Source organism: Trichocoleus sp. FACHB-6 (genome assembly GCF_014695815.1).
GTDB classification, from domain to species: domain Bacteria; phylum Cyanobacteriota; class Cyanobacteriia; order Cyanobacteriales; family FACHB-T130; genus Funiculus; species Funiculus sociatus.
The window spans coordinates 1-26,988 of the sequence record NZ_JACJOY010000086.1; the positions used below are offsets into that span (position 1 = coordinate 1).

Below are 26,988 nucleotides of genomic sequence, written 5' to 3' on the forward strand. Positions count from 1 at the left end.
AGAACTTTAACTAATGCGACTGCCAAGGTTAATCTTTGTTTTATTCGCTTGATGATTAAGAGGCTTGCAGCACCTTCTTAGATATCAAACTTAGATGTCAAATGGGTTCTATAAGGCGGTGTATTCAGCTACAGTCCTCAACAGCCGTAGTAAGTCACAATATGCAGTTGCACGATTAGAAGGCAGCGATCTGGTTGATGAAACCTCGAATCATCGTCTGTGGCTTGGGTTCTACTGGGTATAAAATATTTTGTTTACTAAGACAGCAAGGTGCAAGCGTCGTGGGCATCAATGCCGCGCCTTTACCTGGTGAAGAATATGATGTCGTAATTGGAGAATTACGAGCAGCTTCTACTTTAAAAGCAGCCGGGATTCAGGAAGCACACACATTAGTGCTATCTGGGGAAGACGAGGCGCTGAATTTAGCAATCCTCACCCAAGCAAGAATTCTCAATCCGAAGATTCGGATTATCAATAGATTGTTTAATACTAGCTTGGGCGATCGCTTAGACCATACGCTCCCCGAACACGTCACCATGAGCGTTGCTGCCCTTGCTGCGCCCGTCTTTGCCTTTGCCGCCTTGGGAAATCTAGCGATTGGACAGTTGCGGCTGTTTAACCAAACTTGGCCAATCCACGAAGAGTATATTCATGAAAATCACCCTTGGCTAGGTCGCCGATTGAGCGATTTATGGGAGGATCGCGCCCGGATGCTAATCTACTATTTGCCAGTAAATAGTCAGATGGATCTGGTTTCTGCGGTAGTGTATGGGCAAGAATTAGAAGTAGGCGATCGCTTAATCGTTGGCACCCAGCCCAACGTCGCTAGAGAACGCAAACTGGCGCTGCCAAAACTGCTCAAAGTCTTTACCAACCTGCGACAGTTTCAGCAACACGCTCAGCCAGTTTTAATGATGACTCTCGTCCTACTAATCACAATTTTCATCGCCACCCTTACCTTCATCTGTTTCGAGCGACACCATTCTGTTGTTGATTCCCTTTATTTCTCCGTCGGTATGATTACTGGCGCAGGTGGACAAGAGAAAGTAGCAGAAAATGCTCCCGACAGCATAAAAGTCTTCACAGCCATAATGATGCTAGTGGGCGCTGGTGTAATTGGGATTTGCTATGCCCTTCTCAACGATTTTGTCCTAGGAAGCCGTTTCAAACAATTTTGGGATGGCGCACGAGTTCCCCAGAAAAATCATTACATCGTCTGCGGACTCGGCGGCATTGGTGTAAAAATAGCCCAACAACTCCATACCCACGGACATGAGGTTGTCGTAATCGAACGCGACTCCGACAATCGATTTCTCAACACCGTCCGCGCCTTGGGAGTACCAGTAGTTCATGGAGATGCCAGCTTATCTGCCACCCTGGGTGCTGCCAATATCCACAAAGCAAATGCCCTGTTAGCCGTCACCAGCGACGACATGGCAAATTTAGAAATTGCCTTAAGCGCCAAAGGCATTGCTCCCAAGTTGCAAGTTGTCGTGCGTACTCAAGACCCGCAGTTTGCTACCCAAGCGCAACAAGTGTTTGAATTTGAGGCTGTGCTGAGTCCGACAGAATTAGCAGCGCCTTCCTTCGCGGCGGCGGCTTTGGGAGGGCGAGTTTTAGGCAATGGCATGACTGGCGATAGTCTTTGGGTTGCCTTAGCCACGATGATTACACCCGGACATCCCTTTTGTGGTAAGCGCGTTAAAGAGTCCGCAATGGATGCAGATTTCGTGCCTTTGTACATCGAAACCAACTGCCAAACCATCCACGGCTGGAATGTTTTGGAAACTGGACTCGGTGCTGGTGATATTTTATATTTGACTATGCCAGCAAATCGGTTAGAGCAGTTGTGGCGCGTGACACCCTCTCAACTTATAGCCACGTAATTTGGTAATTGGTAATTGGTAATTAAATCAAAACTTTCAATTTGCTTCCATCCAAGCAATACACTGCTGCATCTGCTGGTGCATTGTCTTTGCGTCCGCATGATATCTGCGTCCATGACCAGGTAACACCCACTCGAAGGAGTAGTTCGCCAGTTTTCGCATCGATTTAATCTGTTCTTGCCAAGAGTACCAACACACATCCCGGAAAGCAATCAGCTGATTGAGTCGGGAAGACCAAGCGAGATGATCTCCGGTGTACAAGAATTTATTCTTGTACAGCAAAACTGTGTGACCTTTGCTGTGACCGGGAACTGGGATAATCAATAGATCCGGTGTCAGCTGATAAGGCTCGGTACCAGTTAGCTGAATTTCCACATCACGAGTACCAGAAGTGATATCGTCGGTGTGGAGAATGCGCTGACACCCAAAATGCTCTCTATACTTTTTATGATCCGCCACATCATCTCTGTGGGTCAGGTACATATAACGAATTCCCCCCATCTCCTCTAACCGCTTAACTAAAGGTGGCGTAAACCGGGGAGAATCAACTAAAACATTACCTTCTGGCAGCAAAATCAAGTAACTTGCCGCACCATAGGAATCTTCCGAATGATAGCCGCAATGGTAGACATTTTCTGCGACTAAAATTGGAAAACTCTGCTGCGCTTCTTTGATATCCTTTGGCTTCTCGATTGTACCGATGGAAGCGGTAGGACAAGCGAGGAGAGCTTGGAGACTACGCAATCTTTCTGCCTCATTTTCTGGCTGATGATAAACCGCTGACTGCTCATCAATGCGAGAAAATACTTCTGGAACCATCCAGCGGCACGTATCGCAATCAATACAAGTGCTATCGACGTAAAAATCGCCGTTCACATTTTGGGGACGGCTTTGAGTTAAATGAGCCATAATTATACCTAACGGTGCCGCAATAGACTTTCTACTTTACTCCCCACTCTTGTAGAGACACTAAGCGATCGCGTCTCCCTCTATTTCCTATCTTACACAAACCTTTTCGGTGTCAGAGCGATGATTGTTTTGAGCGAATCATCAGAACAAATAAAGCCATCTGCCAGCAGCAGAGACCTAAAAATAGTAACTGAGACAGCTCTATTATTAGGATGCCAACTTTATTACATACCGCAAGATTTTGAACGATGCGGCACAGCAGAAAATGCTTTATACCACATTCCTAAATATCCCCAATATGCTGCTGGGATTTGGGTGGGATATATTCCTGAACTTTATCGTTATAAAGCTATCTACAACGCTGCAACAGCTAAAGGAATAAAATTGCTTAATACTCCCTGGCAACACCAGACAGCTCTAGAATTTGATTTATTTTATCCCTTATTAAAAGGGTTAACTCCGGAAAGTATTGTCATACACTCGATTAATGAATGTGCCAAAGCTGGCGATTTATTGGGATTTCCTGTATTTATCAAAGGGGCAATCCAGTCTGCAAAAAGGCTAGGTTGGGAGTCTTGTGTAGCAAATAATTATGAAGATTTCGTCAGGATTTCCAAGTATTTGTTAACACTTAAATATTGCTCAAGAGGCAGAGTTATTGTTAGGAAGTTAGTAAACTTGCGACACAACCGCCTAGCGCCAAATGGCTTACCTATGGGCAGAGAATTTAGAGTTTTTATTTATAATCACCGCGTCCTAAAATATGGCTACTATTGGGAAGGACGCGATGATTTGAGCAAGTTATCGCTAGAAGAAGAAAACGCAGTCTTAAATTTAGCAGTTTTGGCATCTGAACGTCTCAATGTGCCTTATGTAGCCATCGATATTGGGCAATTAGAAAGTGGAGAGTGGATTGTAATAGAGACAGCAGATGCCCAATTTGCAGGTTTTAGTCAAATTCCTGTAATTGAGCTTTGGAATAAGTTAAAAGACATCACATTAGAAGGATGACGAGTAGTAAGGTAGACATTGCTACCCTACTGAGCTTACCAAGGTATGGGTTGGCGATCACGCCAAAAACCACTTGTCGCACCATCATCAGGTAACGTAGCCAGCCAGACAATTGTATCAACGCCTTGCTCTAAAGTTCTCGGAGCATTCGAGCCGCCCATATCAGTTTTCACCCAGCCTGGACACACGGCATTTACTAAAATATTTGTGTCTTTCAACTCATTTGCAAAAAGCCGCGTTAGTGCGTTCAGGGCAGTTTTGGAAATTCGATATGCAGGGTATCCTGTGTTCATCTCCGACAATTGTCCCGCACCCGATGATACATTAACAACTCGTCCATAATTATGCTTTTTCATCAGGGGAATTAAAGCCTGAGACAGCAGCAATGGCCCGTATAAATTTGTCTCGATTGTTTCCTGTAAAGTATCAATTTTGGTATTAAATATGCTGTTTTCGGCATCCGTAAAATCTCTAGCTATTCCCGCATTGTTTACCAAAATATCCAGTTTCCCAAACTCATTGCGAATAAACTGCGCCAAATGCTCGATACTTTCTGCATTAGTGACATCAAGCGGATGATAAACAACATCCAATCCCTCAGCTTGCAGCTTTTCAACCGCTGCTTTGCCTTTAGTTTCGTCACGACTAGTAAGAACAACTTGGATATCTTTTGAAGCCAGTTGTCGGCAAGTTTCAAAACCGAGTCCCCGATTGGCACCTGTGACAATTGCTATTTTTTTCATTTTTATTCCCTGGCTTACATTTATAATTTTAGTTAAAAATATTTTTAGGTTGGGCCCGTGCGACTAAGCAAAACCTAATAAATGCTTGAAATGGTAGGTTGGGCGATTAGTACCAACCTACGCTCTAACTGGGGAGACGGGTGCGTTACGCTTACGCACCCTACGCATCTAGAAAAGTTTATTAAGTAACAATAGTTATTTCTCCAGCATCTAGATCGTAACGACAGCCGACAATTTTTAGTTTGCCTTCTTGGATCAGTTGAGCCAGCATCACAGAAGTTTCCTGCAACAATTCAACTTGATATTGAACATTGGCTACGACTGCATTCTCAACTGGATCGCCCGATTTGCCTTTTACCTTTGCTAAGGCTGGTTTGATGTCCTCAACAAAAGTGCCAATTCTACCAGGGAGTGGATCGCCTTTGACCGCGGCCGCTACTGCACCGCATCTTTCATGTCCCATTACCACGATCAGCTGAGCGCCTAATACCGCTGTAGCGAATTCTAGGCTACCTAAAGATGTCGGACTTACGACATTTCCAGCTAGGCGAACAACAAACAAATCCCCAAGCCCTTGATCAAACACAATTTCTGAAGGAACTCGTGAATCAGCACAGCTAAGCATGGCTGCAAACGGATACTGGCCTTTAGCAACTAATTGCAAACGTGCTATTGATTGGTTGGGGTTTTGACGCCTTTGCTGCACAAACCGTTTGTTCCCCTCCACCAACCTTTTTAAAGCTTCCTCAGGACTAACTGGTTGAGGATTGCTTTGATATTCAGCAGCAGCAGCTTGTGGAGAGATCGCTTCCTGTGCAGTCCAGAGGACACCGCCAGCAGCAGTAGCAGCAAGACCAGCTCCTCCCGCACCTACCAGTTTCAATAAATCGCGCCGTCCCACAAACCCATCAATTCGACTCATTCTAATACCTCAAGAAAACGTTATTTCCCGATCCCAAAAATGGATGTGTATCTCATTGAAGTATATTTTTGGATAGAAAAATTTTTTTTTTTAGTGGAACAGAAATAGAGGATAATGTATAGTGCCTCGGCGCGAAGAATGTGGCTGCGTGCCGCATCCAAAGATCGCGATCGCATTCATTAAGCTGTCATACATTTAATTTACAGATAGCTATAAGCACCCAAAGGTAAAAGTAACAATTGAGTTTTACAATTTTTAATTTTTAATTACTTGGTACCGCCAAAAAATCAGCTCAATAGCCCCGATTAATGCCTCTTGGTTTGATAAACTTGTATGGGCCGGTCAATGCCTTTGAAACGAAACTCTCCCATTGCGGACAAGCCTTTTGTTCGCTTCAGCATTGAATAGGTTTTTTCACTGATAACAAATTCACCAGGCGGACAGATTCCTTCCATACGAGAAGCAAGATTAATCGTTGTTCCTAACACGGTATAATCTACCCTCTGAGAGCTTCCAACATCTCCAACTACGGCTTTACCGCTATTGATGGCAATCCGCAATTGCAGGGGTTCTGGAAAGAAGCGACAAGCATTGAGACGATCTAAACGCTCCAGCATTCCCCAGGCGGAGGCTACAGCTCTCTCGGCATGATCTGGCTGCGGTTCGGGAGCGCCAAAAAATGCCATAATGCAATCGCCAATAAATTTATCTAACGTCCCTCCAGCATGAAAAATTTCTTGCAACATTTCCTCGAAGAAGTTATTAAGCAAATGGGCAATTTGTGTGGGAGTTAACTTTTCCGAAAGGGCAGTAAAGCCAACAATATCAGCAAAGAGAATGCTAATTTCACCTTCTGAGGGAACCAGACGACCGTCTTCTAATGCCCCTTGTGTCATGATGTGTTGCACAACTGAAGGCGAGTGATAGCGTTCTAGTCTGTGGCGAATATTTGCTTCGCTTCTGAGTTTCTGTGTTAATAACCAACGTTGCACAGCTGATGCTACTAGATTGGCTAAAGCTGAAAAAAAGCTGAGGTCTTCTTCTCCGCCTTTAGCATAATGGTTAAAAGAAAGATTGGCATCGCCATAAAGAACGCCTACCACATGATGTTCATCCCAGAGAGGAACAGCTAAGGCACTACGAATGCCTTTGGCTAAAATACTTTGTTCGCCTACAAAGCGTTCATCCCTTTGAGCATCAGCGGTTTTTACGGCTAATTTATCAGTAAATACTTTTTGACAGATGGTGCGGCTAATCCAACTGTCATCGGCTGTTATATTTTCCTGTTGAGAGATATCTCTGGCGGCTGCATCAAGTAATTCAAGTTTGCCGGAATCATTAATATCAACTAATAGTGCCAAACGTTCGATACTTTTTAAATTGCGAAAAACGATTTCCTGCACCTGAGCAAAAATCGCTTCTATAGATTCAGCAGAATTTAGACTTTTAGCTATATCCACCATGTCTTTGAGACGATCGATTGCTTTTTGGTGGTTTGAGGAGCGATCGCCATTATCATCAGCCTGTATCCACTGCTGTTGCAGTTCTTCGGCACTGCGAAAGATAGTCATTGCCTCATCAGCCAGCGGATATGTTACTGGCTTCTGCGGTTGAGGAGGATCGGCGAAAATAACATTTAGGCAAATATGCCCTAGCTGAATAACATCGCCGTGATTTACTTTTTGAGGGGAGGTCAAAAGACGTTCATTTAACCGGGTACCGTTGGTGCTGTGCATATCCTCAATCAGCCACCCCCGATCCGGTGCTTTCACCAAGCGGGCATGGTAGCGAGAAATCTCAAAGTATGGTAAGTACAAATCGCATTCTGGCAACCGCCCAATAGTAAATTCCTCTTTTTCTACTGTGATGTAGCTTTCGGTCTTGCCTTCAATTTGTTGGCGCAGCTTTAGTTCAGCCATGACTTCAAACCTCCTTGCACCACAGCGAACAAGAGGTGCTAAAAATCTCTTGCAAAGCAATATTCAAATAGCGCACCGACAAAAGCAATGGCATTTCCCCAGCGATAGCGTAAGCAGTAGTGCTTTTGAGCGCATCGCTGCAACCATCTTAACCTTGAGAAAATCCTTCTACCGACGATTAGCAATGTTGAAATTGGTGGTGACGCTAGAAAAATCGCACCTTTGGCATTAGGAGAGAGCAAGCGATCGCTTTGTCCCATTTTTCTTTTGATACTACACGCAGCTCCCCCTGATTAAAGGGGCTTTGTTGGATCTGCGTCTACCATCAAGAAACTGGTTTGGTACCATCCCTCTTGGTCTGATAAACCTTTATTGGGCGGTCAATGCCTTTGAAACGGTACTCTCCCATCTCCCCCAAGCCTTGCGTCCCCAAGGGAAGGCCCTTTTGGGGGGTTCGCGTCAGCATTGAATAGGTAGCTTCGCTGACAACACATCCACCGGGAGGACAAATTCCTTCCATGCGAGAGGCAAGATTAATTGTTGCTCCTAACGCAGTATAATCTACCCTTTGAGAACTGCCGACATCTCCAATTACTGCCCTACCGCTGTTGATAGCAATCCTGATTTGCAGCGGTTCTGCCAATACTTGATTCGCATTGAGATTTTCTAGACGAGTCAGCATTCCCATAGCCGCAGCAACAGCCTTGTCAGCATGATCAAGTTGCGGTTCCGGAGCGCCAAAGAATGCCATAATGCAATCTCCAATATATTTATCCAGCGTTCCTCCAACGGCAAAAACTTCTTGTAACATTTCCTCGAAGAAAGCATTTAGCAAGTGGGCAATTTGTGCTGGACGCAATCTTTCCGAAAGTGCAGTAAAGCCGACAATATCAGCGAAGAGAATGCTGATATCAACTTCGGCGGGAACCAAACGACCATCTTCTAATGCCCCTTGGGCCATAATGTGCTGCACAACCGAAGGGGAGTGATAGCGCTCTAGTCTATTTCTAATTGTTTCTTCGTTTCTGAGTTTGAGTGTTAAGAGCCAGCGTTGTACAGCTGATGCGACGAGATTGGCTAAGGCTGAAAAAAAGCTGAGGTCTTCTTCTCCGCCTTTAGTCCAATGGCTGGAAGGAAGTTGAGCATCGGCATAAAGTACGCCGACTACTTTATTTTCATCCCAGAGAGGGACAGCGATCGCGCTCTTGATGCCTTTGACGAAAATACTTTGTTCGCCTTCAAACCGTTTATCCATCTGAGCATCAGCGGTTTGAATTGCTACTTTTTCATCAAATACTTTTTGACAAATGCTGCGGCTAATCCAACTACCCGACTCGGTGAGATTTTGAGAGACATCTCTGGTTGCGGCATTGAGCAATTCAAGTTTACCTAAACCGTTGACATCAACTAACAATGCTAAGCGTTCAATACTTTTGAGGCTGCGGAAAACAACTTCCTGCACCTGTTCAAAAATGGCTTCTATTGATTCAGCAGCACTGAGAGCCTTAGCGATATCTACCAAATCTTTCAGGCGAGCGATCGCTTTCTCCTTATTATCGCTGGAATCTTTCGCTCCATCGGCTTGTATCCATTGCTGTTGCAGTTCTTTGACATTGCGAAGGATAGTAGTACCTTCAGGCGGTACCTCTAGCAAATCGGGTTTTATAGGAGCAGTTAAAACAACAACTACACCAACATCTCCCAGCCAAATAACGTCACCGTCATTTATCTGTTGAGGCGAGGTTACAGGACGTTCGTTCAATCGTGTCCCGTTTTTGCTACCCATATCCTCAATTGTCCAGTCTCCGGTCGCTGTCTTCAAAAATTGGACATGGTAGCGAGAAATTCCCCCAAAAGGCAAGCACAAGTCACATTCTGGCAAACGCCCGATAGTAAATTCATCCTGATTTACCGTAACCGTTCTTTCCGTATCTTCTTCTTTTAGGCGTAGTTTAAGTTCAGCCATGACTTAATACCTTTTTGAAGCAAAGCCAACAAAGGAGGCACAATTCCCCAGCCCGTAGTCTAAGTATAAATTTATGCAATTTAGATGCACAAAACATTATTAGATCCAATGCGATCGCGCCCTTTCTATGAAAGATTGAGGGGTATGACCCCTCATCCCTAGAACAACAGTATCATAGTATGGCTAGTTTCCCATACCGGGTCGAGGTTGTAGCTATACAACCGCAAAAGACACTGGAAATAAACCAGCGAATGACAGCAGAAATCGATTTTGTTAAAAATCCGGAAGACACTACTTATTTTTGGAAAAAAATCTATTATGTCAAACGGTTTACCTCCCAGCAGCGAAACAATGATAGGCACTTTACTAGACCAGCGTTATCAGGTGGTTCAAGTGCTAGGTCAAGGCGGATTTGGTCATACATACATCGCCCAAGACACTCGCCGACCAGGAAACCCCACCTGTGTCGTCAAACACCTTAAACCCGCTATTAGCAACCCGGAATTTTTGCAAACAGCTAGACGCTTGTTTAATAGCGAAGCGGAAACCCTAGAAAAGTTAGGAAATCATGACCAAATTCCCCGGCTGTTAGCTTACTTTGAGGAAAACCAAGAGTTTTATCTGGTACAAGAGTTTATCGACGGACATACTCTAAGTGTAGAACTTCCACCGGGTCAGCGGTGGAGCGAAACTCAGGCGATACAACTGCTGGCTGAAGTTTTACCTATTCTAGAATTTGTCCACGGTAACGGGGTGATCCATCGGGATATCAAGCCGGATAATTTAATCCGCCGTTCCTCAGACAACAAGTTAGTTTTGGTTGACTTTGGTGCTGTTAAGCAAGTGCAGATGCAGTCAGTCCTTGCGCCTGAAGGTGTAAACGAGACTGTAGCAATTGGCACCCCAGGCTATATGCCCAGCGAACAGGGACAAGGCAGACCCCGCCCCAGTAGCGATATTTATGCTCTCGGCACCATCGGCATCCAAGCATTAACTGGGTTAAATCCCAGACAATTATCAGAAGATCCTGAGACTGGGGAAATTCTCTGGCGACATCAGGCTCAAGTCAGCGACTCTTTGGCAGATGTTCTAGACAAGATGGTGCGCCACTACTTCAAATACCGCTACCAATCAGCAACTGAGGCGCTGCAAGCACTCACCTCATTGACCAATCCCTCCACTCCGGGGGCTTTGGCCGCAGTCTTCAGCCAGAAGGTGCGCGGCTACTTCAAAGATGGCTCTGAGTCTGCTAAAGAGGCATTGCGTAGGTTCTCCGCCGAGACGAAGCCCCACACCTTGTCAGATGACGCAACTGCCCCTGTATCTACGCCCCAGCCAGCCATCCCCCCGACGCAGAACACAGTAACAATTGCTACTGGTAATCCCCCGACGCAGAACACTGTGACAGTTGCTCCGGGGAGGGAAGCGATCGCGCCAGACACTTCACAATCTAAATCCCCCCAGAAATTGCCGTTGCTAATCGGGGTAGGCACCGCTATTTTTGTAGTTACAATCGGTGCAATTTCTGCAAATCGTCCCCCATCGCCTAATCCGGCGACGGCTAAAAACCAAATTGAAACAACAGCTAAAACTGCACCAAAACCAAGTTGTATTGTTGTTACTAGCTCATCAAATGTCCGCTCTTTGGATGGGCGTAAGAAAACTGGGGATGTTGTGAAATCAGGAACCAAAGTATCTGTTACTGGAAAAGAAGAAAGTGGCTGGATAGAGATTAATGCTCCCGTGTCAGGTTGGATTTGGAAAGGTCGGACAAAAAATACTTGTCCTTCTAAATAGAAAAACTGGGTTTTTCAGGGTGCATAGAAAAAAGTCTGAGGCGAAGCGATCGCACTTTTTTTTACCCTATACTGGTGAGCAATTTGGGAAGATTTACTGCATTCTGGTACTCTACCCCAAAAACGAATACGTCCATCTAACTGGATCTCTCTCGGTTCTGAACGGATTAGCTACCACCCCCTGGCACCACTCCCACCGGAAGTAGAGATGTTTGCGTAGTACCTGCTCTTCAAAGTAGCGTGTGGTCTTCATCCAAGGTTAACAATCTTGATAATAAAGTGGTACGTTTTTGTTGCAGTGAAATTCTATTACCTAGCGTGTATTTGGCGGCAACTCTAGGGGAATAGCACCTAATAAGCCTGTGCGAAAATCATTTAATATCTGCCGTGCTGTGCGTTCTACATCACCTTTATGACGGTGATTTGCCACAGCGTGTATATATTCTTCACCCGTTAGGGGTACTGGATCTATTCCGTAGCGAGACTCTAAAGACTTTACCAAAAATAAATCGGCATCTGGGCTGTTTAAATTTTTCAGAAAATCTACTAAAGCAGCTGCCACTCGTTGATTATCATAAGACGCATCACCGATATCATCGCAGATAGCTAATTTGAGGGCAGCAGATTGATTTTCTAACCTGGAAGGTAAAACGCCGGGAGCATCTAAAAGTTCAATTTGATCGGAAATGCGTATCCAGCGCAGTTGACGAGTCACGCCAGCACGACGCGCACTTTCTACCACTCTTTTTCCCAACAAGCGATTAATTAAAGCTGATTTGCCGACATTAGGAAAGCCGATCACAACGGCGCGGACTGGGCGAGGAAGCATCCCGCGATCGCTTCTTCGTTGATTCATCTGTTCCCCAGCTGCTTGCGCCGCCTTTGCCACTGCTACTATACCTTTACCATGCTGAGCATCAGTGAAGTATGGCATTTCCCCTCGTTCTCTAAACCACTCTGTCCACATCTGTCGCACAGAGGGAGTAATCATATCCATGCGGTTAAGTACCAACACCCTCGCCTTGGTACCCACCCACTCTGGCACTTGGGGATGGTGCGTGGAGAGAGGAATGCGGGTGTCTCGCACTTCCAACACCACATCCACACGCTTAAGCTGTTCTTTGAGAGACTTTTCAGCTTTGGCAATGTGTCCGGGATACCAATTAATATCGGGAGTAGTCATAGAATTTTAGATTTTAGATTTTAAATTTTAGATTTTAGATTTAATCCAAAATCATCGGAAGCCTAGAAACTCCTTCGCCCCCGCAAAATCACGCCATATTTTGAGAAGAACGGGAGGTTGGGGGAAGAACCAGTAATGGTTCAACTCCCTCATCAATCTCCCCAAAAATCGCTTCAAAATCCAAAATTGATTAAGGAACAACCAAAACTGGGCAAGGGGCAAGGTTAATCACCCGGTTAGTGACACTTTCGGAAACGCCTTCCTCAGTCAAACCGAGTCCGCGACACCCCATCACAATTAAATCGGCATCCATTTCATCAGCAACATCGCAAATTGTAAAAGCCACCTTACCTGTTTGCTCAATGATCTCAGCTTGGATGCCTAACTCAGCAAATAGATTTTGTGCAGTTTTAAGCAATTCGGCAACGGCTTGTGGTGAGTTCATCGCATCTGGACGAGGCGATTCCTCTACTTCTGGTTCTTCTACCACCGACAGCAACACTAAGCGGCTACCATACTTTTGCACAATATTGGCAACAACATCAGCCGCTTCGCGGGCTTCTCGACTTTGATCGACAGGAAACAGAACAGTCTTGAACATGGCACGCACCTGTAGGAACCCCTACTCCTGTAAAATGTGGACGGCGCTGGCTAGAAAAAACTTAACTTGCGATCGCACTTTGGTTTATCTAGCTTTTGAGGGAAAAAGGTCAAACGACCATTAACACGCTACTGGTGGCGAAATTTTTAACTAAGACGCAATTAGGAGGTTCACGCTGTGTCCAAGAAAACTGTAGCAAATTTAGCGGCATCTGATTTATCCGGTAAACGGGTACTGGTACGGGCGGATTTTAACGTACCTTTAGACAATGGCAGCATCACTGACGATACGCGCATTCGGGCAGCTCTGCCAACAATTCAGGATTTAACTTCTAAAGGCGCTAAGGTGATTCTCTCCAGCCACTTTGGTCGTCCAAAGGGTGTAGATGACAAATACCGCCTGACTCCCGTCGCCCATCGCCTCTCAGAGTTACTGGGTAAGCAAGTCGTCAAGTGCGATGACTGCATCGGCGAAGATGTCGCAGCTAAGGTGGCGGCGATGCAAAATGGCGACGTACTACTGCTGGAGAATGTCCGCTTCTACCCAGAGGAGGAGAAAAACGACTCGGAATTCGCGAAAAAATTGGCTGCAAATGCCGATTTGTATGTGAATGATGCCTTTGGCACCGCTCACCGCGCTCATGCTTCCACTGAGGGCGTTACTAAGTATCTTAGTCCATCTGTGGCTGGATACTTGATTGAGAAGGAATTGCAATATTTGCAAAGTGCGATTGAAAGTCCCCAGCGTCCTCTAGCTGCAATTATCGGTGGTTCCAAGGTTTCCAGTAAAATTGGTGTCATCGAAACGCTGCTGGATAAGTGCGATAAGCTGATCCTGGGCGGCGGCATGATTTTCACCTTTTACAAGGCTCGCGGGCTGAATGTGGGTAAGTCGTTGGTGGAAGAAGATAAGCTGGAATTGGCGAAATCTTTGGAAGCTAAGGCGAAAGAACGCGGCGTTCAATTGCTATTGCCGACAGATGTCATCCTTGCAGATAATTTTGCTGCTGATGCCAACTCTCAAACGGTCAGCATTGATGCTATTCCCGATGGTTGGATGGGCTTGGATATTGGCCCCGACTCCGTGAAGACGTTCCAAGATGCGCTTGCAGATTGCAAGACGGTGATTTGGAATGGGCCGATGGGCGTGTTTGAGTTCCCCCAATTTGCCAAAGGGACGGAAGCGATCGCGCGTACTCTTGCCGACCTCACCAAGACTGGCGCTACCACGATTATCGGCGGTGGCGACTCAGTTGCAGCAGTGGAACAGTTGAATTTGGGCGAACAAATGAGCCACATTTCCACTGGCGGCGGCGCAAGTCTGGAGTTGCTGGAAGGTAAGGAACTTCCTGGGATTGCAGCGTTGGATGAGGCGTAACGGCTAAAGTCGCCTTGAGCAAACAAAGCCCGCCTAAAGCGGGCTAATGTAGAGACGCGTTAGCGAAGCGGTGCGAAGCACAATTTCGCGTCTCTATGTTTGTGTGAATATATTGTCAGTTCTCAAAAATAGCGATCGCATTTGTTGAGTGAGATGAAGAAGCGATCGCTGTAGTTAACAATGAGTGTAGCAATCTACACTCAGGGGAAATCCCCAAGAAAATCTATGAGTAAGCTGCAAAGTCCCCCGGAAATATGGTGGACAAGTAGTGGTAGCGCTATACGCGATCGCTAGTTAAATTGGAGTAGATACAGCAAGTCGTGAATCCTTTCTCCAAATGCTGCAAGCACAACTATTGCAGGGGCGTTACCAACTCCAAGAGCAGTTAGGACACAATGCTGGGCGACAAACCTGGCTAGCAACTGATGTCAGTGTGTCGCCGCCAGAATTGGTCATTGTCAAACTGCTAGCCTTTAACCCGCAGATGCAGTGGGATGATTTTAAACTCTTTGAGCGCGAAGCTCAAGTTTTAAAAAATCTTAATTATCCCCAAATTCCCAAATATCGAGATTATTTTTCCCTGGACAAAACTATCGGCGCTGGTTTGTGCTGGTTTGGCTTAGTCCAAGAATACATTCCGGGGAAAACTCTACAACAACTTTTGCATCAAGGCAAACGTTTTACGGAAAACCAAGTACGTCAAATTGCCACAGATATTTTAAATATACTAATTTACCTGCACGAATTAAGTCCGCCGCTACTGCACCGCGATATCAAGCCGAGTAACTTGATTTGGGGAGAAGATGAGCAGATTTATCTAGTTGATTTCGGCGCAGTTCAAGATTCTGCGGCTGCTGAAGGTGTCACCTTTACGGTAGTCGGAACTACTGGCTATGCACCGCTGGAACAATTTTGGGGAAAAGCTGTACCAGCATCCGATTTGTATGCGCTGGGGGCAACTTTAATTCACTTATTAACTGGCACTTCTCCAGCAGATTTACCCCAGAAGAATTTGCAGATTCAATTTTCCCATCTTATAAGCGTTAATCCCACTTTTATTGGTTGGATTCAATCCCTCACCGAACCCGATTTAAGCCAACGTTATAGCACAGCCAGACTTGCCCTAAAAGACCTGAAAGCAGAACGCTATCTTAACACCCCTCTGCAAAAAGTTCGTCAGCCAACTGGCAGTCGGATTCAGATGTGGAAGTCTCCTACCCAATTAAAAATTAAAATTTCTGGAAGAGGGTTATTGTTTCTTGTAGATGTCCTGGGATTTGGAGGAAAATGGCTACTAGCAGCAGGCTCGATAATGTCTCTATTATCGCTACTTTTTATGCTATGTTGTCTGCTTTTATTCGTAGCCATTGGTGTTGTGTCATTATTTTACTATAAGTTTTTTCTTCTGATTTCCTTAATGTTGGCTGGAGTGTTAATCTTTGGAAATATTTGGATAGGAAATAATGTACAATATGAACTGGCAAAAATGTTATCAAAATTGCATTTAAACAACCTCAACTCCCTAGGCGATAATTACCTTTATTTAGACCAAGAAAGTTTTGTAATTGAAAAAAAACTTTTTGGCTTCTGCTATATTCGTCATCAAGGGCAAACTTCAGAAATTAAAAAGGTATATAAAATCGCTTCAAAACGGCTAAATATTCAAACTAATAGCTGTAACTATTCCTTGGGGCGTAATTTCACTGAGAACGAATGTACTTGGTTAGCTCAACAGATACAAGATTGGCTTAAGTAAGGGCAAAGTTGCGTATAAGAATTTACGACTCATCGAAATTGCAACGCGAATACTTCGCCTCTAATGGCAACAGATAACTTACAACTAACAAATAAATCATGCTGCAAACACAACAGGTATTACAAGGACGTTATCAGCTAGAACGGCAATTAGGGCAAAATGCGGGGCGACAAACTTGGCTAGCAACAGATTTATCAGTAGAACCCAACCAACAAGTAATTGTTAAATTGCTGGCTTTTAATCCGCAGATGCAATGGGAAGAATTGAAGCTATTTGAACGTGAGGCTCAAGTTTTAAAAAATCTCAACCATCCCAAAATTCCGAAATATCACGATTATTTTTCATTGGATGAAGAGACAGGCGGCGGTTTACCTTGGTTTGGATTAGTTCAAGATTACATTCCTGGTAAATCCTTACGCCAAATGTTAGATGAACGAAAAAAATTAACAGAAAGTTTGGTGCAAAGAATTGCCACAGAGGTGCTGAAGATTCTGATTTATCTGCACGAATTGAGTCCGCCAGTTTTGCACCGCGATATCAAACCCAGTAATTTGATTTTCGGCGAAAACAGACAAGTTTATCTGGTAGATTTTGGTGCGGTTACTGACCGCGCTAAGACTGAAGGAGTAACCTTTACAGTAGTGGGAACCAGTGGCTATGCGCCGCCCGAACAACTATGGGGACGTGCAGTTCCAGCATCAGATTTGTATGCACTGGGAGCAACACTCATTCATTTGTTAACTGGAACACCACCAGCTGAATTACCGCAGCATCAAATGCGAATTCAATTTGCTGACAAAGTTAACCTGAACCCCAGTTTTACCAACTGGATAGAAAAGCTTATAGAACCCGCTCCGGAAAAAAGATTCACTACAGCACGGGAAGCACTTGAGGCAATGGTAGCAGCTACTTCCCCCAGTTATATTAAAACAAATCCTCAAGAAAATGAAAATTCAGTTCGTTATGGCCGTCTAGCGTTTTTAGCTTCGATACCACTAATAATTCTCGGTTTAGGTGTTACTGCTATGCCAGATTTGCTGGATTCATCAACTAAAGCTAAGCAATCTGAAGCGAAACAATATGTTAGTGCAATGAACCTCGCCCAGCAAGCTTATTTTTTGGATAACAATCAATTTTCTAATTCCGTTACAGAACTAGGGGTTGGTATTAGCACTCAGACAGAAAACTACCAGTATTCAACTTGGGGGCCAGATAAAGCCGCATTTAACTATGGAATAACCCGAAATCGTAAACTCAAAAGCTATGTTGGTGGTACTTTCTTAGTACCTGTAAACGACGTTGGGGCTGCTAAGGGTGAAATGAAAACCTTGGCAATTATGTGCGAATCTAAGGCGACCGGAATAAGCGTAATTCCAAATCCAATCATTATAAATGGTCAACCAGCCTGTGGTGTTGGCACAACTAAAATAGGTAAGTGAAAATGTTAGTAGACACACAAGGCTGGAAATTCGGTAATTGGTAATTGTAAAACCAATTACTAATACCTAATGACTAAGGACTAAAAATGCTGCAAGCAGAACAGGTATTACAAGGACGCTATAAACTAAAACAGAAACTAGGACAAAATGCTGGGCGACAAACTTGGTTAGCGACGGATATCGAAACTGAAGAAAAAGAGTTGGTAGTTGTCAAACTCCTAGCTTTTGGTGGCGAGGTGCAGTGGGACGATCTCAAGCTGTTTGAAAGAGAAGCACAGGTACTTAAACAGTTGAATCATTCCCAGATTCCTCAGTACCGAGATTATTTTTGTATGGATGAGCGATCGCTCTGGTTTGCTATAGTCCAAGAATACATCCCCGGCGACTCTCTGAAGGAGTTGCTGAACTCCGGCAAAAAGTATACCGAAACAGAAGTTCGCAAAATTGCCTCTGATGTTCTCAAGGTTTTGATTTATCTCCACGAACTCAGTCCAACGGTGCTGCACCGAGACATCAAACCGAGTAATTTAATCTGGGGTAAAGATGGCAAGATATATTTAGTTGATTTTGGCGCTGTGCAAGATAAAGCGGCAAAAGAAGGAGCCACATTTACCGTTGTGGGGACTTATGGTTATGCGCCAATGGAACAGTTTGGTGGTAGGGCTGTACCAGGATCAGACTTGTATTCATTGGGAGCAACTTTGATTCATTTGTTAACCGGAACTGCACCAGCGGATCTGCCTTCTCGTAACTTGCGAATTCAATTTGAGCAGCAGGTGAGCATCAGTTCCCCAACGATTAGCTGGATTCAAAAGTTGACAGAACCAGCCCCAGAGGAACGGTTTAGCAGTGCGAAATCAGCTCTAAAAGCGCTGAAAGAAGGCACTCTAATCAACACTACCACAGGAATTCAGCCGTTAAAGCAAGCAGTCCCGTTTAATAATAATTCTGGGCAAGGCAGATTATTTGATTCTTCGGTGGAGGTGCCTGAAGAAATTAAGGGTTGGAATTGGGGCGCATTTCTGTTGCCTTATCTGTGGCCTTTCACAAATAATGTTTGGTTTGGACTTATATCTTTGATACCAAATGTTGGTTGGTTGATGGCGATCGCTCTCGGTTCTAGGGGCAATGAATGGGCGTGGAAAAGTAGAAAATGGCGCAGTATTGAACAATTCAAAGCGCATCAAAGAGGCTGGGCGATCGCTGGACTGTTTATTGGGGTACCGATGGCTTGGTTATATATCGCTTTAATCCGCGCTTTGCTGTTTGGCATTGGCATTTAAACTGGGTGCGAGTAAAACGCAAAACCATTACACCTGAATCTAGACAAGTGATTGAAATGGTGAACGGCTTATCCTGCATTCCCTCTAAAAACACCACATTTTTTGATTCCCAGCCTGGGACTAGGAACGAGAAAATAGCATTTCTAACTCATTGCATCAGGATTCACAGGAACCGAGGCATTTACTAAAGGCAACAGGGGGCCGCTTTGCTCCTGCCCATTTGTCGCCAATTCGCTATGACACAGATAAACTCGCTCCCCCACTCGCCCTAGTAAATCTAGTAAAATCCGCCGCAGCCTTTGCTCATCAGCTACTTGGGTATCTTGTTCCCTAATTGGCTCTCCTGACCAATCCTTGAGAAACAAAGGCGCACCAAATAGGGTAGCAGCACCGCCCTTTGACCACAGGGGAGAACCCGCATCTAGCCAAAATTGCCAGCGGTGGAACCGTCGAGAAGCTCGGTATTGAAAGATTGTAGCCAAAGTAACAGCGCGACTACTCAGACCTAGCCGACGAACTGGGTAAGGGTTGGCGGTAACAGTACCGCGACGCAACAGGCAGATGAAGCGTTCAATGGTGTCGCGATCGCTATCGCCTCCCCCGCTTTTTTGTCGCAGTCGTCCCTCGACTTCCCAGTAATGTTGCGCGGTTTCCATCAGTTCGCGTAAGGCTGCTAGCTGGTCGTAGGGGAGATTACTACCTTTCCACAAAAACTCCTGAATTGCCCGGTCAAGCAGGGCGACGTAGTTGGGAATCAGACGCTGTTGTTGCTGACTTTGCTGCTGCTCTATCCACCCCAAAATCTGCTCGTAGGCTTTACAGGCAGAGTGTCCCAGCCGATCCCATCGCGGGAAATTTGTCACAGGTAGCAAACGGGGTTGCTCTGGATCTGGGGAATAGCAGTAATCTGCCAACAAACCTGCCCGTACTGGATCGATGGCTGGGGATTGGTGATTAGAGATTGGTGAAGAGGCAAATTCTTCCCCCACTCCCCAGTCAAGAGTCAAGAGTCCCCAGTCCCTAGTCGGACTAAGTACGACCAACATTTCTGCTACGGCATCCCGGTTTACCAATCGCCCCAAGCCTGGATAAATTAGAGCTAAGAGTGTGAGCAATGCCCGGATTGTGGGGGAACTAATTAGGGGGCGCTGGTCGTTGAGGGACTCTACCGGGATACCTTTGCTTGTGAGAATTTCGACTAGGGTATAGCGGGCGATAGCATCCAAACCAGGCGCAATTACTGCCACATCGGAAGGCTGCACTTGTCCACTTTGTACCGCTTCGGCGATCGCTTCCCCAGTTTGCCGCAACAACTGAGCGCGGGACATGGTTTGAATCAACTGTACCGACTCCGGTAAGCTCAACATATACATCGGATCGCGCACTGTCTCTACGATTGGCTCTCCGTAAACTGCCCCTAGATTATTCTGGGCGCGATCGCTCAAAATTTCTACCTGACAGCGCGAAGCTAGACGGGCCAGGTAATTCGGATCGGCATTCAAACCCAATCGCACCGCTCCATCCGGATTATAAGTAAACGCCCCAACCGCTCCGTTATCCAAAAGAAAATTAAATAAATCGCCAGCTATAGCTGGGTAATCATCCACATCATCCGCCAACACCCCTTGATAGCGGCGAATTAAATGCTGCTGATAAGTTTCATCTGGCAGCAGATACCGCCAATAAAGTTCGCATATAATCCCATAAGTCAGCAAACCCCTCTCCAGACACCATCCCCGCCAGCCAAGCAGTAAATTCCCTACATCAGTCCAATTAATAGCTGAATCTTCAACGCTTTCCCCATCCTCCTCCCTCTGTGTTAATGGGAGTAAGATGCCTTGTTCAAGAATAGCGGGAATGTCCTCAAGTGGTGTCCCACTAATAGCCGCTAGCTGCAACAAGTCCAGAATCCGACGCACCACACGATACTCGCTTACTCCCAGCATCTGTAAGCTGCCTTTATCCAACTCAGAACGCCACAGCCGAGTAGCTAACTCCTGCTCAGTTTCCGGGCGTAGGCGGACTGGAAATTGCGCCCTTAAATTCAATCGCCCAATTAGCAAAGGCCAAAACAGTATAATTTCATCCTGAAAAAACCCTAAAGGTGTCTTAGATTGAATCGGATACCGCCCGTCTGTCGCAGCAGCCAAACGGTCAGCTAACTCGCTCCGGTTATCATCATTAGCAGCAAACACCAAAATCGATCTTTCGGAGTCCCGTCGCCTCCTCCTCCCCTGAGTTGACGGCGAAAGTCGGTTCTGTTGCGATCGCACCTCCACCCACTGACAAAACTGATTCACCAGGCGAGTTGTCTTACCACTTCGGGTTGATCCTCTGATCCAGTTTGGCTGAGATTGGGTTAACATTGCTAAACGCTGGGGATACTTTTAATTTAATACTCTGTTTCTGTTATGAAACTACCTTTCTTTACACAGCTCCGCTCGTCCTTAGACGCTGCCAGCCAGTGGTACATTCGGACACCAGAGAGAGCCTTGGAGCGGGCATACAAAGCAGCTTTAATGATTAAAGCAATTGAAGACGAACATTTTGACGGCAACAAAATATCTTCTAATTCCAAAAAATACCGCGAAAATGCCCTGTCTTATTTCATAATTAAGCTTAATAAGTATTTAAAGGATGCTAGGTTAAGTTTGTCAGAATTTCATTCTAGCACTTCAATTGTTAGCCTAGCAAATCAAAATAGAACCAGATCAACACTCGATGGCTCGGAATACAGAAACGTTGCCGAACTGGAAAATAGAGAAACCCAATCAATAACTTTAGAAAAACTCAAGTTTATTGACGATGTGATATCTAAATACCAGTCTCAACCAAAACGTTCTTCATCGCCATCACCATCGTCATCGTCAGCCTTGATGCCAGTTTCTCAATCTAAACTTGTAGAAGCCAACCTTGATAAAGGAGAATTATATAATCAGCCAATTTACTTTGATAAAAGCAAAGTAATCGGAGAAGCTGAGACAATGACTGATACAACAAGTTTTGTCCCCAGGTCAATTTTGAGTACCTTGGATCGGCTTAAAAGAGACTTTAACCCAAAATCAGAAGAGGAAGTTGTTAAAAACTTTCGGATATCTCAAACAAAAACAATAATTTCTATTAGGTTTATTTTAGTTTTGATTTTAGTTCCTCTGTTAACTCAGCAGGTAACTAAAACCTTTCTAGTAGCACCTCTTGTTGAGCGCGTCAGAGATGAAAACAAAACTGAAATTTTCTTAAATGTTGATTTGGAAGAAGAAGCTTTTCACGATTTGCAAAGATTTGAGCAACTATTAAAGTTTAGAACTTTGGTAGGTCTAGCTCCGAAGTTGTCACCGGAGGAGATGGAAGAGGAAGTCAAAGAAAAGGCATTTGAACTGACTGAAGAATACCGTCACAAAAGCGCTAATGCCATAAAAAATGTTTTTGCTGATATATTTGCGGCTGGGGCTTTTTACGTTTTATTGATTAACAGTCGTAGGGAAATTGAGATTTTTAAAGGTTTTATAGATGATGTTGTTTATGGACTGAGTGACAGTGCTAAAGCTTTTATCATTATTTTGTTTACTGATGTCTTCGTAGGATTTCACTCCCCTCACGGCTGGGAAGTGATTTTAGAAGGAATATCAAGGCACTTAGGCTTGCCGGAAAACAGAGACTTCAACTATTTATTTATCGCCACTTTTCCAGTGATTCTGGACACGATTTTTAAGTATTGGATTTTCCGTTACTTGAACCGAATTTCGCCTTCAGCAGTTGCTACTTATCGGAATATGAATGAATGAAGGGACTGGGGATTGGGGACTGGGAATGCGTCCTCAAGGGACTGGAGATTTCTCGTTACTAGATAGTCCCCTGAGAAAGAGGTAATTTTTAATTTTTAATTTCTCTTTGGTAGTGGGGACGGCAAGGTGTACCCCAGCAAACCTGCTGCGGTGGAATGTTGCCAAAAACGCTGCTGCGCGCGCCTATTACCGAATATGCACCGATTTCCACTCCAGGGGCAATGAAGCAATCGGTGGCAATCCAAGCACCGTTGCCAATGGTAATGCCGGATGTTATTAGGTTGAAAGTTGGATCGTGGATGTCGTGACTACCAGTGCAGAGGTAGCTTTTTTGGGAAACTACACAGTGCTGACCAATGCGAATCTGGTCAAGGCTGTAGAAAACGACATCATCGCCAATCCAACTGTAATCGCCAATTTCCACTTTCCAGGGAAAGGTGAAGCGGGCGGTGGGGCGGATAATCACACCTTTGCCAATTTTGGCACCGAACAGCCGCAGGAGGGAGCAGCGCAAGCTGTTGACGGGATGGGGAGTCAAGGGGAATGCGATCGCTTGCACCAACCACCAGAGCAACACAAACCAGCCTGGTCTTCCCCTGTCAAACCAAGATTGGTCGTAGCGGCGTAAATCTACCAATATCTCGTCTAAAGCTGGCTTTGACTCCCCTGGTTCCAACACTCTAGACGCTCCCTGTTAACGAATCCGGCTCTTTTACAGGCTGGGGAGGCGCTTTCGGTGTCGTCGCTGCTACGTTTAACTGACCGCCAAACTGCATCAATTCATACAGCTTGATGCCAATTTGATACTCGTACTGACTCATCAGCCGCGCATATATATATCCGGGTTTGCCATCCAAAAAGCCAAGCTGAATAAAGTAAATCAAAATAAACCGGATCAACGGTTTAAAAGGTAGCCTTACCCAGACTTTTTTCAGAAAACGCTTGCGCTGCACCGCGTCGCCAAATAAATTAGCGCCAATGGTACCGCTTTCGTCTTTTCCTGTGAGGATATTGAGATAAACGCGGGCTTCCCAGTTAGAGTAGCGATTATGCCTTTCCAGCCAGTGAAATACGTCCCGAAAGTCGATGTGCAGCATATCGTTTTTCAGATAGCCGACTGAACCTGGTAGCACAACGTGTTCGTGAACTTCGTTGTCGCCAGTGTTGCGAATTTCTTCTGTCCCCAAGTTTTCGTAGCGCCCGTTTTTGTGCTTAAACAAGCGTAAATTCCAGTCGGGATATCTACCCCCGTGCTGAATCCATTTGCCAAGAAAAAAGACTTTGCGGTTGAGGTAGTAACCCTCGTATTCGGGATTCTGAATCGCAGTAGCAATTTCGTCCCACAGTTCCGGAGTAATGCGTTCGTCACAATCGACAATTAATACCCAATCGTTGCGGAAAGGCAGATTGTCTAATGCCCAGTTTTTCTTTTTCGGCCAGCGACCGTTGAAGTGAAATTGGACGACGTTCGCGCCGTAACTTTCAGAAATTTCTATAGAGCGATCGCTACTTTGGGAATCCACCACAAATACTTCATCAGCCCTGGCAACGCTTTCCAGGCAAGCCGGTAGATTTGCTTGTTCGTTTTTAGCGGGAATCAGAACCGATACGGGGAGTTTGGAGGCATTCATAAGAAAAGACAACAGGTAATAGGTAAAACGCAAAAATGTAAAGGTAAATATTTCCCGCAGGATTAATTAAAGATTAAGTTTTAATCTTTTTTACAGGTGTAGAAATCATACCTTTAATCGCCGCTATCAAATAACCAATTTGACCGTAGGCATACACCAGACTGTCGAAGCGTTGGGCAGGATCGTCAAAGTTTTTTACGGAATTATATAAACCGCGCATTATTCGGTCGCTTCCTCTTAATAGCTGGGCTGGCCCGGCTTGACCGGAAAGTTGTTCGCGGTAACATTCACTAATGCCTTGCCACCAGCCTCGACTGAAAAACCAGGCTCGTTGAAGGCGTTCGGGGGAAACATTATGGGCAACTAAGGCATCAGGCAGATAGGCAACTTGCCAACCGAGTTTTAGCGCCCGTTCTGTCATGTGTAATTCTTCATTTGATAGCAGATTTTTACCGACTCGACCCAGATTAAGATCGAAACCACCAATTTCTTCTAGAAAGGTGCGCCGGATTGAGTAATTTAAGCCTCTGGGGGTCATACCGGGCTGTTTGATATAAATGACGTTCGCTCCTAGGTCGTATGCTCCCAGGTTGCCAGATAAGCCGGAGGAAAGCCACTGCGGGGCTTTTATGCCATCAGGCCAGAGTAAGGTAACTTTGCCCCCAGCAATGGCTAATTTTTCATTGTTTTGATAGGCATCATAGAGTGTCTTTAGCCAAAGCGAACTGGCAACAGCATCATCATCGAGATAGGCGAGAATATCGCTTTTGGCAACGCGCGCGCCAGTGTTCCGGGCGACGGATAGACCTGTGATGGGTTCGTAAACGTATGTCACGCCAACTCGTGCTTCTACGATTTCGCGAGTGCGATCGCTTGAGGCATTATCCACCACTACTACTTCAAAATCCGGGAAATCTTGCCCTAAACAGCTATCAATGGCGGCACCTAAATACTGCTCTCGATTGTGGGTACAGATAATCGCAGAAATTTTGGGTTTAGTCATTGCTCATTAGTCGGTGGTCAAAAAGTTAGCGGTCATGGGTCATTTATAACAAACAAATGACTAATGGCTACTAATGACATACGGACACAGGCGAGATGATGCTAAGAACTTGGGTCTTGTAGATGACCATGCAGAACGATGAGAGTTTCCGCCAATTGGCTAAGGCGGGTTTCTAAGTCTTGTTTGCGAACCAGCAACTGCCGCAGTTTTTGATAACGCGCGATCGCTACACTTACAGTAGGAACCTGTTCTGGTGGACAGGGACGCGACCACAATTGACCATCCCCGTCCAAACCTACTAAGCGGTATCCGGTACGGGGAGATTCACACGTCACATTGCCATCCGGTTGATTGCATTCTTCTATGTAGTCCATCAACTGGTGTACAGATGCCGCATGGCCCGTTTCTACTGCCTCGCGCAACACTTCAACGCCTACTTCCGGTTCGCGGGCATGAGACTCTAACCAACCGTCTACAATTGGCCCTTCCAGGTACAGGTCTTGAATTTGCCGCAGAATTTGATGTAATTCTTTCTGCCAACCACTGACAATTACTTCGATTTCTTGCAGTAGGGTTGTCGCTAGGGCAGGATTGGCAGCATTACGATGGTTGGTGAAGCTGGGAGCTTTTAATTTCGGCAACACTGGCGTTTTACCAGATTGCTTTTGGTCTGTCCAAGATTCTACAGTCATCGAAATGGATGGTGCCGCATCTGGTGTCGGGGAACGCCACCCCATCCCGTCCGGCTGATTGCCTATTTCAGGATTTTTATCCGATAGCTGGTGTAGTGTCGTCTCAATCCGTTTTAATTCTGGTTTCATGGTTATTTCACGCCTAGTAGTAGAAATTAAAACCCGCTCTTGTGCCGCTTTCCAGCTTTGGTTACTCGCTTAATTTTCTATTTTATTTGTATTATTGTTGTCTGGTCTTGAACGACAAAAAAAAAATTTTACATTCACTCTTAACGAATAGAGTACCTTGGACACTCTAGTGGTGGATAAAATATATTTTTTGGGCTGTTAAATTTAACTTTGATGCAGAACCCGCCTGAAATCAGTAAAACAGCCTTTGTGACACGAGTTGATTCTACTTCTAATAGGCATCTAATCTTGGTGACTGGCCCGGCGCGGTCTGGTAAAAGCGAGTGGGCGGAAACTCTAGCAATGCGTTCCGGTAAGCCTGTCGTCTACGTGGCAACGGCTCAAGTTGATCCAGATGATTTGGAATGGCGATCGCGTATTGAACAACACCAGCAGCGACGACCGTGCGAATGGCAAACGCTGCAAGTTCCTATAACTTTAGCAGTAACGATTCAAGATGCTGTTCAGTCTACTTGTCTGTTGGTTGATTCTCTGGGAACGTGGGTGGCAAATTTCTTAGACCAAAACGATGAAGCTTGGGAGATTACCTCTGTGGAGTTGCTAGAGTGTCTTTTAAACTGCCCTGCTGATGTAATTTTGGTGGCGGAGGAAACTGGTTGGGGGGTTGTCCCCGCCTATCCCATCGGTCGGAAGTTCCGCGATCGCTTGGGAACTCTGTGTCGTCGTCTTGGCGCGATCGCTAATCCCGTTTTTCTCGTCACTGGCGGTCATGTTCTTAATCTTAGTCTCCTCGGTTCCCCCTTACCAGATTCCTAATATACCTATTTGGTACTTTTGTCACCTACAAGAAAGTAAATTTTTATCAAAATTTTAGAAGATGTAAATCGAGGCAATTACAAAAGAGGGCAGAAGCCGCTACGGTGGAAATACCCGCTTTTTTAGCGTAGAGTTACCCAA

At 45.3% G+C, this 26,988-nt stretch carries 22 protein-coding genes; 10 read left to right on the forward strand and 12 right to left on the reverse strand.

Features of this window, described 5'->3' with window-relative positions; genetic code table 11:
• The first annotated feature begins 197 nt into the window (after positions 1–197).
• Positions 198–1,886 carry an NAD-binding protein gene (locus tag H6F66_RS16310; RefSeq protein WP_190423184.1) on the forward strand — a complete coding sequence of 563 codons (1,689 nt, stop codon included), beginning with the start codon at positions 198–200 and terminating at the stop codon, positions 1,884–1,886.
• Positions 1,887–1,922: 36 nt separating this feature from the next.
• Here H6F66_RS16310 and H6F66_RS16315 read toward each other — a convergent pair whose 3' ends face one another.
• Positions 1,923–2,795: an MBL fold metallo-hydrolase gene (locus tag H6F66_RS16315; RefSeq protein ID WP_190423186.1), complete on the reverse strand. Its 873-nt coding sequence runs from the start codon at positions 2,793–2,795 to the stop codon at positions 1,923–1,925.
• Between the two features lie 129 nt (positions 2,796–2,924).
• Between H6F66_RS16315 and H6F66_RS16320 the strand changes: the two genes are divergently transcribed.
• On the forward strand, positions 2,925–3,806 hold the full coding sequence (locus H6F66_RS16320; RefSeq protein WP_206755799.1) for an ATP-grasp domain-containing protein: 882 nt from the start codon (positions 2,925–2,927) through the stop codon (positions 3,804–3,806).
• A 35-nt stretch (positions 3,807–3,841) separates the two neighbouring features.
• Here the strand turns inward: H6F66_RS16320 and H6F66_RS16325 are convergent, their stop codons facing one another.
• The 3 genes from H6F66_RS16325 to H6F66_RS16335 form a co-directional block, all read right to left on the reverse strand.
• Positions 3,842–4,549 carry an SDR family oxidoreductase gene (locus H6F66_RS16325; protein ID WP_190423190.1) on the reverse strand — a complete coding sequence of 236 codons (708 nt, stop codon included), beginning with the start codon at positions 4,547–4,549 and terminating at the stop codon, positions 3,842–3,844.
• 181 nt (positions 4,550–4,730) lie between these two features.
• Positions 4,731–5,471 carry a carbonic anhydrase gene (locus H6F66_RS16330; protein ID WP_190423192.1) on the reverse strand — a complete coding sequence of 247 codons (741 nt, stop codon included), beginning with the start codon at positions 5,469–5,471 and terminating at the stop codon, positions 4,731–4,733.
• Between the two features lie 305 nt (positions 5,472–5,776).
• Positions 5,777–7,390, reverse strand: a complete 1,614-nt coding sequence (locus H6F66_RS16335) for an adenylate/guanylate cyclase domain-containing protein (RefSeq protein ID WP_190423194.1) — start codon at positions 7,388–7,390, stop codon at positions 5,777–5,779.
• Between H6F66_RS16335 and H6F66_RS16340 the strand changes: the two genes are divergently transcribed.
• Positions 7,389–7,622 (forward strand): hypothetical protein, encoded by a 234-nt coding sequence (locus H6F66_RS16340; RefSeq protein ID WP_190423196.1) that lies wholly within the window; start codon positions 7,389–7,391, stop codon positions 7,620–7,622. The genes H6F66_RS16335 and H6F66_RS16340 overlap by 2 nt on opposite strands.
• Before the next feature lie 93 nt (positions 7,623–7,715).
• Here H6F66_RS16340 and H6F66_RS16345 read toward each other — a convergent pair whose 3' ends face one another.
• Positions 7,716–9,356 carry an adenylate/guanylate cyclase domain-containing protein gene (locus tag H6F66_RS16345; protein WP_190423198.1) on the reverse strand — a complete coding sequence of 547 codons (1,641 nt, stop codon included), beginning with the start codon at positions 9,354–9,356 and terminating at the stop codon, positions 7,716–7,718.
• A gap of 351 nt (positions 9,357–9,707) precedes the next feature.
• Between H6F66_RS16345 and H6F66_RS16350 the strand changes: the two genes are divergently transcribed.
• Positions 9,708–11,153 carry a protein kinase gene (locus H6F66_RS16350; RefSeq protein ID WP_190423254.1) on the forward strand — a complete coding sequence of 482 codons (1,446 nt, stop codon included), beginning with the start codon at positions 9,708–9,710 and terminating at the stop codon, positions 11,151–11,153.
• Between the two features lie 312 nt (positions 11,154–11,465).
• Here H6F66_RS16350 and ylqF read toward each other — a convergent pair whose 3' ends face one another.
• The gene (gene ylqF / locus H6F66_RS16355; RefSeq protein ID WP_190423200.1) at positions 11,466–12,335 is read right to left on the reverse strand and encodes a ribosome biogenesis GTPase YlqF; all 870 of its coding nucleotides are present in this window, start codon (positions 12,333–12,335) and stop codon (positions 11,466–11,468) included.
• 190 nt (positions 12,336–12,525) lie between these two features.
• On the reverse strand, positions 12,526–12,936 hold the full coding sequence (locus H6F66_RS16360; protein WP_190423202.1) for a universal stress protein: 411 nt from the start codon (positions 12,934–12,936) through the stop codon (positions 12,526–12,528).
• A gap of 177 nt (positions 12,937–13,113) precedes the next feature.
• On the opposite strand from H6F66_RS16360, the gene H6F66_RS16365 reads away from it, so the two are divergent.
• The 4 genes from H6F66_RS16365 (at position 13,114) to H6F66_RS16380 (ending at position 18,791) form a co-directional block, all read left to right on the forward strand.
• Positions 13,114–14,313: a phosphoglycerate kinase gene (locus tag H6F66_RS16365; protein WP_190423204.1), complete on the forward strand. Its 1,200-nt coding sequence runs from the start codon at positions 13,114–13,116 to the stop codon at positions 14,311–14,313.
• Positions 14,314–14,650: 337 nt separating this feature from the next.
• Positions 14,651–16,069, forward strand: coding sequence for a serine/threonine-protein kinase (locus H6F66_RS16370; RefSeq protein ID WP_190423206.1), 1,419 nt, complete (start codon positions 14,651–14,653; stop codon positions 16,067–16,069).
• Positions 16,070–16,167: 98 nt separating this feature from the next.
• The gene (locus tag H6F66_RS16375; protein ID WP_190423208.1) at positions 16,168–17,508 is read left to right on the forward strand and encodes a type IV pilin-like G/H family protein; all 1,341 of its coding nucleotides are present in this window, start codon (positions 16,168–16,170) and stop codon (positions 17,506–17,508) included.
• Between the two features lie 86 nt (positions 17,509–17,594).
• Complete coding sequence (locus tag H6F66_RS16380; RefSeq protein ID WP_190423210.1) at positions 17,595–18,791, forward strand: serine/threonine-protein kinase; 1,197 nt, start codon at positions 17,595–17,597, stop codon at positions 18,789–18,791.
• A gap of 143 nt (positions 18,792–18,934) precedes the next feature.
• Here H6F66_RS16380 and H6F66_RS16385 read toward each other — a convergent pair whose 3' ends face one another.
• On the reverse strand, positions 18,935–21,157 hold the full coding sequence (locus H6F66_RS16385; protein ID WP_190423212.1) for a recombinase family protein: 2,223 nt from the start codon (positions 21,155–21,157) through the stop codon (positions 18,935–18,937).
• Positions 21,158–21,202: 45 nt separating this feature from the next.
• Here H6F66_RS16385 and H6F66_RS16390 point away from each other — a divergent pair, with 45 nt between their 5' ends.
• Positions 21,203–22,576, forward strand: coding sequence for a proton extrusion protein PcxA (locus H6F66_RS16390; RefSeq protein WP_190423214.1), 1,374 nt, complete (start codon positions 21,203–21,205; stop codon positions 22,574–22,576).
• 88 nt (positions 22,577–22,664) lie between these two features.
• Here the strand turns inward: H6F66_RS16390 and hpsU are convergent, their stop codons facing one another.
• The 4 genes from hpsU to H6F66_RS16410 form a co-directional block, all read right to left on the reverse strand.
• Entirely contained in the window at positions 22,665–23,255 is a 591-nt protein-coding gene (hpsU, locus tag H6F66_RS16395) for a hormogonium polysaccharide biosynthesis acetyltransferase HpsU (RefSeq protein WP_347269395.1), read from the reverse strand.
• A 1-nt stretch (position 23,256) separates the two neighbouring features.
• Positions 23,257–24,207 carry a glycosyltransferase family 2 protein gene (locus H6F66_RS16400; protein WP_190423216.1) on the reverse strand — a complete coding sequence of 317 codons (951 nt, stop codon included), beginning with the start codon at positions 24,205–24,207 and terminating at the stop codon, positions 23,257–23,259.
• Positions 24,208–24,280: 73 nt separating this feature from the next.
• Complete coding sequence (locus H6F66_RS16405) at positions 24,281–25,210, reverse strand: glycosyltransferase family 2 protein (RefSeq protein WP_190423218.1); 930 nt, start codon at positions 25,208–25,210, stop codon at positions 24,281–24,283.
• Positions 25,211–25,311: 101 nt separating this feature from the next.
• Complete coding sequence (locus H6F66_RS16410) at positions 25,312–26,031, reverse strand: hypothetical protein (RefSeq protein ID WP_190423220.1); 720 nt, start codon at positions 26,029–26,031, stop codon at positions 25,312–25,314.
• A gap of 213 nt (positions 26,032–26,244) precedes the next feature.
• Between H6F66_RS16410 and cobU the strand changes: the two genes are divergently transcribed.
• Positions 26,245–26,847 (forward strand): bifunctional adenosylcobinamide kinase/adenosylcobinamide-phosphate guanylyltransferase, encoded by a 603-nt coding sequence (cobU, locus tag H6F66_RS16415; protein ID WP_190423222.1) that lies wholly within the window; start codon positions 26,245–26,247, stop codon positions 26,845–26,847.
• Positions 26,848–26,988 lie beyond the last annotated feature (141 nt).

Bases quoted from the DNA above. Each gene is read 5' to 3' on its own strand.
- H6F66_RS16380 (WP_190423210.1), top strand. From the start codon at position 17,595: ATGCTGCAAGCAGAACAGGTATTACAAGGACGCTATAAACTAAAACAG.
- H6F66_RS16400 (WP_190423216.1), bottom strand. From the start codon at position 24,207: ATGAATGCCTCCAAACTCCCCGTATCGGTTCTGATTCCCGCTAAAAAC.
- H6F66_RS16390 (WP_190423214.1), top strand. From the start codon at position 21,203: ATGAAACTACCTTTCTTTACACAGCTCCGCTCGTCCTTAGACGCTGCC.
- H6F66_RS16405 (WP_190423218.1), bottom strand. From the start codon at position 25,210: ATGACTAAACCCAAAATTTCTGCGATTATCTGTACCCACAATCGAGAG.
- H6F66_RS16375 (WP_190423208.1), top strand. From the start codon at position 16,168: ATGCTGCAAACACAACAGGTATTACAAGGACGTTATCAGCTAGAACGG.
- H6F66_RS16330 (WP_190423192.1), bottom strand. From the start codon at position 5,471: ATGAGTCGAATTGATGGGTTTGTGGGACGGCGCGATTTATTGAAACTG.
- H6F66_RS16360 (WP_190423202.1), bottom strand. From the start codon at position 12,936: ATGTTCAAGACTGTTCTGTTTCCTGTCGATCAAAGTCGAGAAGCCCGC.
- H6F66_RS16325 (WP_190423190.1), bottom strand. From the start codon at position 4,549: ATGAAAAAAATAGCAATTGTCACAGGTGCCAATCGGGGACTCGGTTTT.
- H6F66_RS16335 (WP_190423194.1), bottom strand. From the start codon at position 7,390: ATGGCTGAACTAAAGCTGCGCCAACAAATTGAAGGCAAGACCGAAAGC.
- ylqF (WP_190423200.1), bottom strand. From the start codon at position 12,335: ATGACTACTCCCGATATTAATTGGTATCCCGGACACATTGCCAAAGCT.
- H6F66_RS16310 (WP_190423184.1), top strand. From the start codon at position 198: ATGAAACCTCGAATCATCGTCTGTGGCTTGGGTTCTACTGGGTATAAA.
- H6F66_RS16345 (WP_190423198.1), bottom strand. From the start codon at position 9,356: ATGGCTGAACTTAAACTACGCCTAAAAGAAGAAGATACGGAAAGAACG.
- H6F66_RS16385 (WP_190423212.1), bottom strand. From the start codon at position 21,157: ATGTTAACCCAATCTCAGCCAAACTGGATCAGAGGATCAACCCGAAGT.
- H6F66_RS16370 (WP_190423206.1), top strand. From the start codon at position 14,651: ATGCTGCAAGCACAACTATTGCAGGGGCGTTACCAACTCCAAGAGCAG.
- H6F66_RS16315 (WP_190423186.1), bottom strand. From the start codon at position 2,795: ATGGCTCATTTAACTCAAAGCCGTCCCCAAAATGTGAACGGCGATTTT.
- cobU (WP_190423222.1), top strand. From the start codon at position 26,245: ATGCAGAACCCGCCTGAAATCAGTAAAACAGCCTTTGTGACACGAGTT.
- H6F66_RS16410 (WP_190423220.1), bottom strand. From the start codon at position 26,031: ATGAAACCAGAATTAAAACGGATTGAGACGACACTACACCAGCTATCG.
- H6F66_RS16350 (WP_190423254.1), top strand. From the start codon at position 9,708: ATGATAGGCACTTTACTAGACCAGCGTTATCAGGTGGTTCAAGTGCTA.
- H6F66_RS16340 (WP_190423196.1), top strand. From the start codon at position 7,389: ATGACTTCAAACCTCCTTGCACCACAGCGAACAAGAGGTGCTAAAAAT.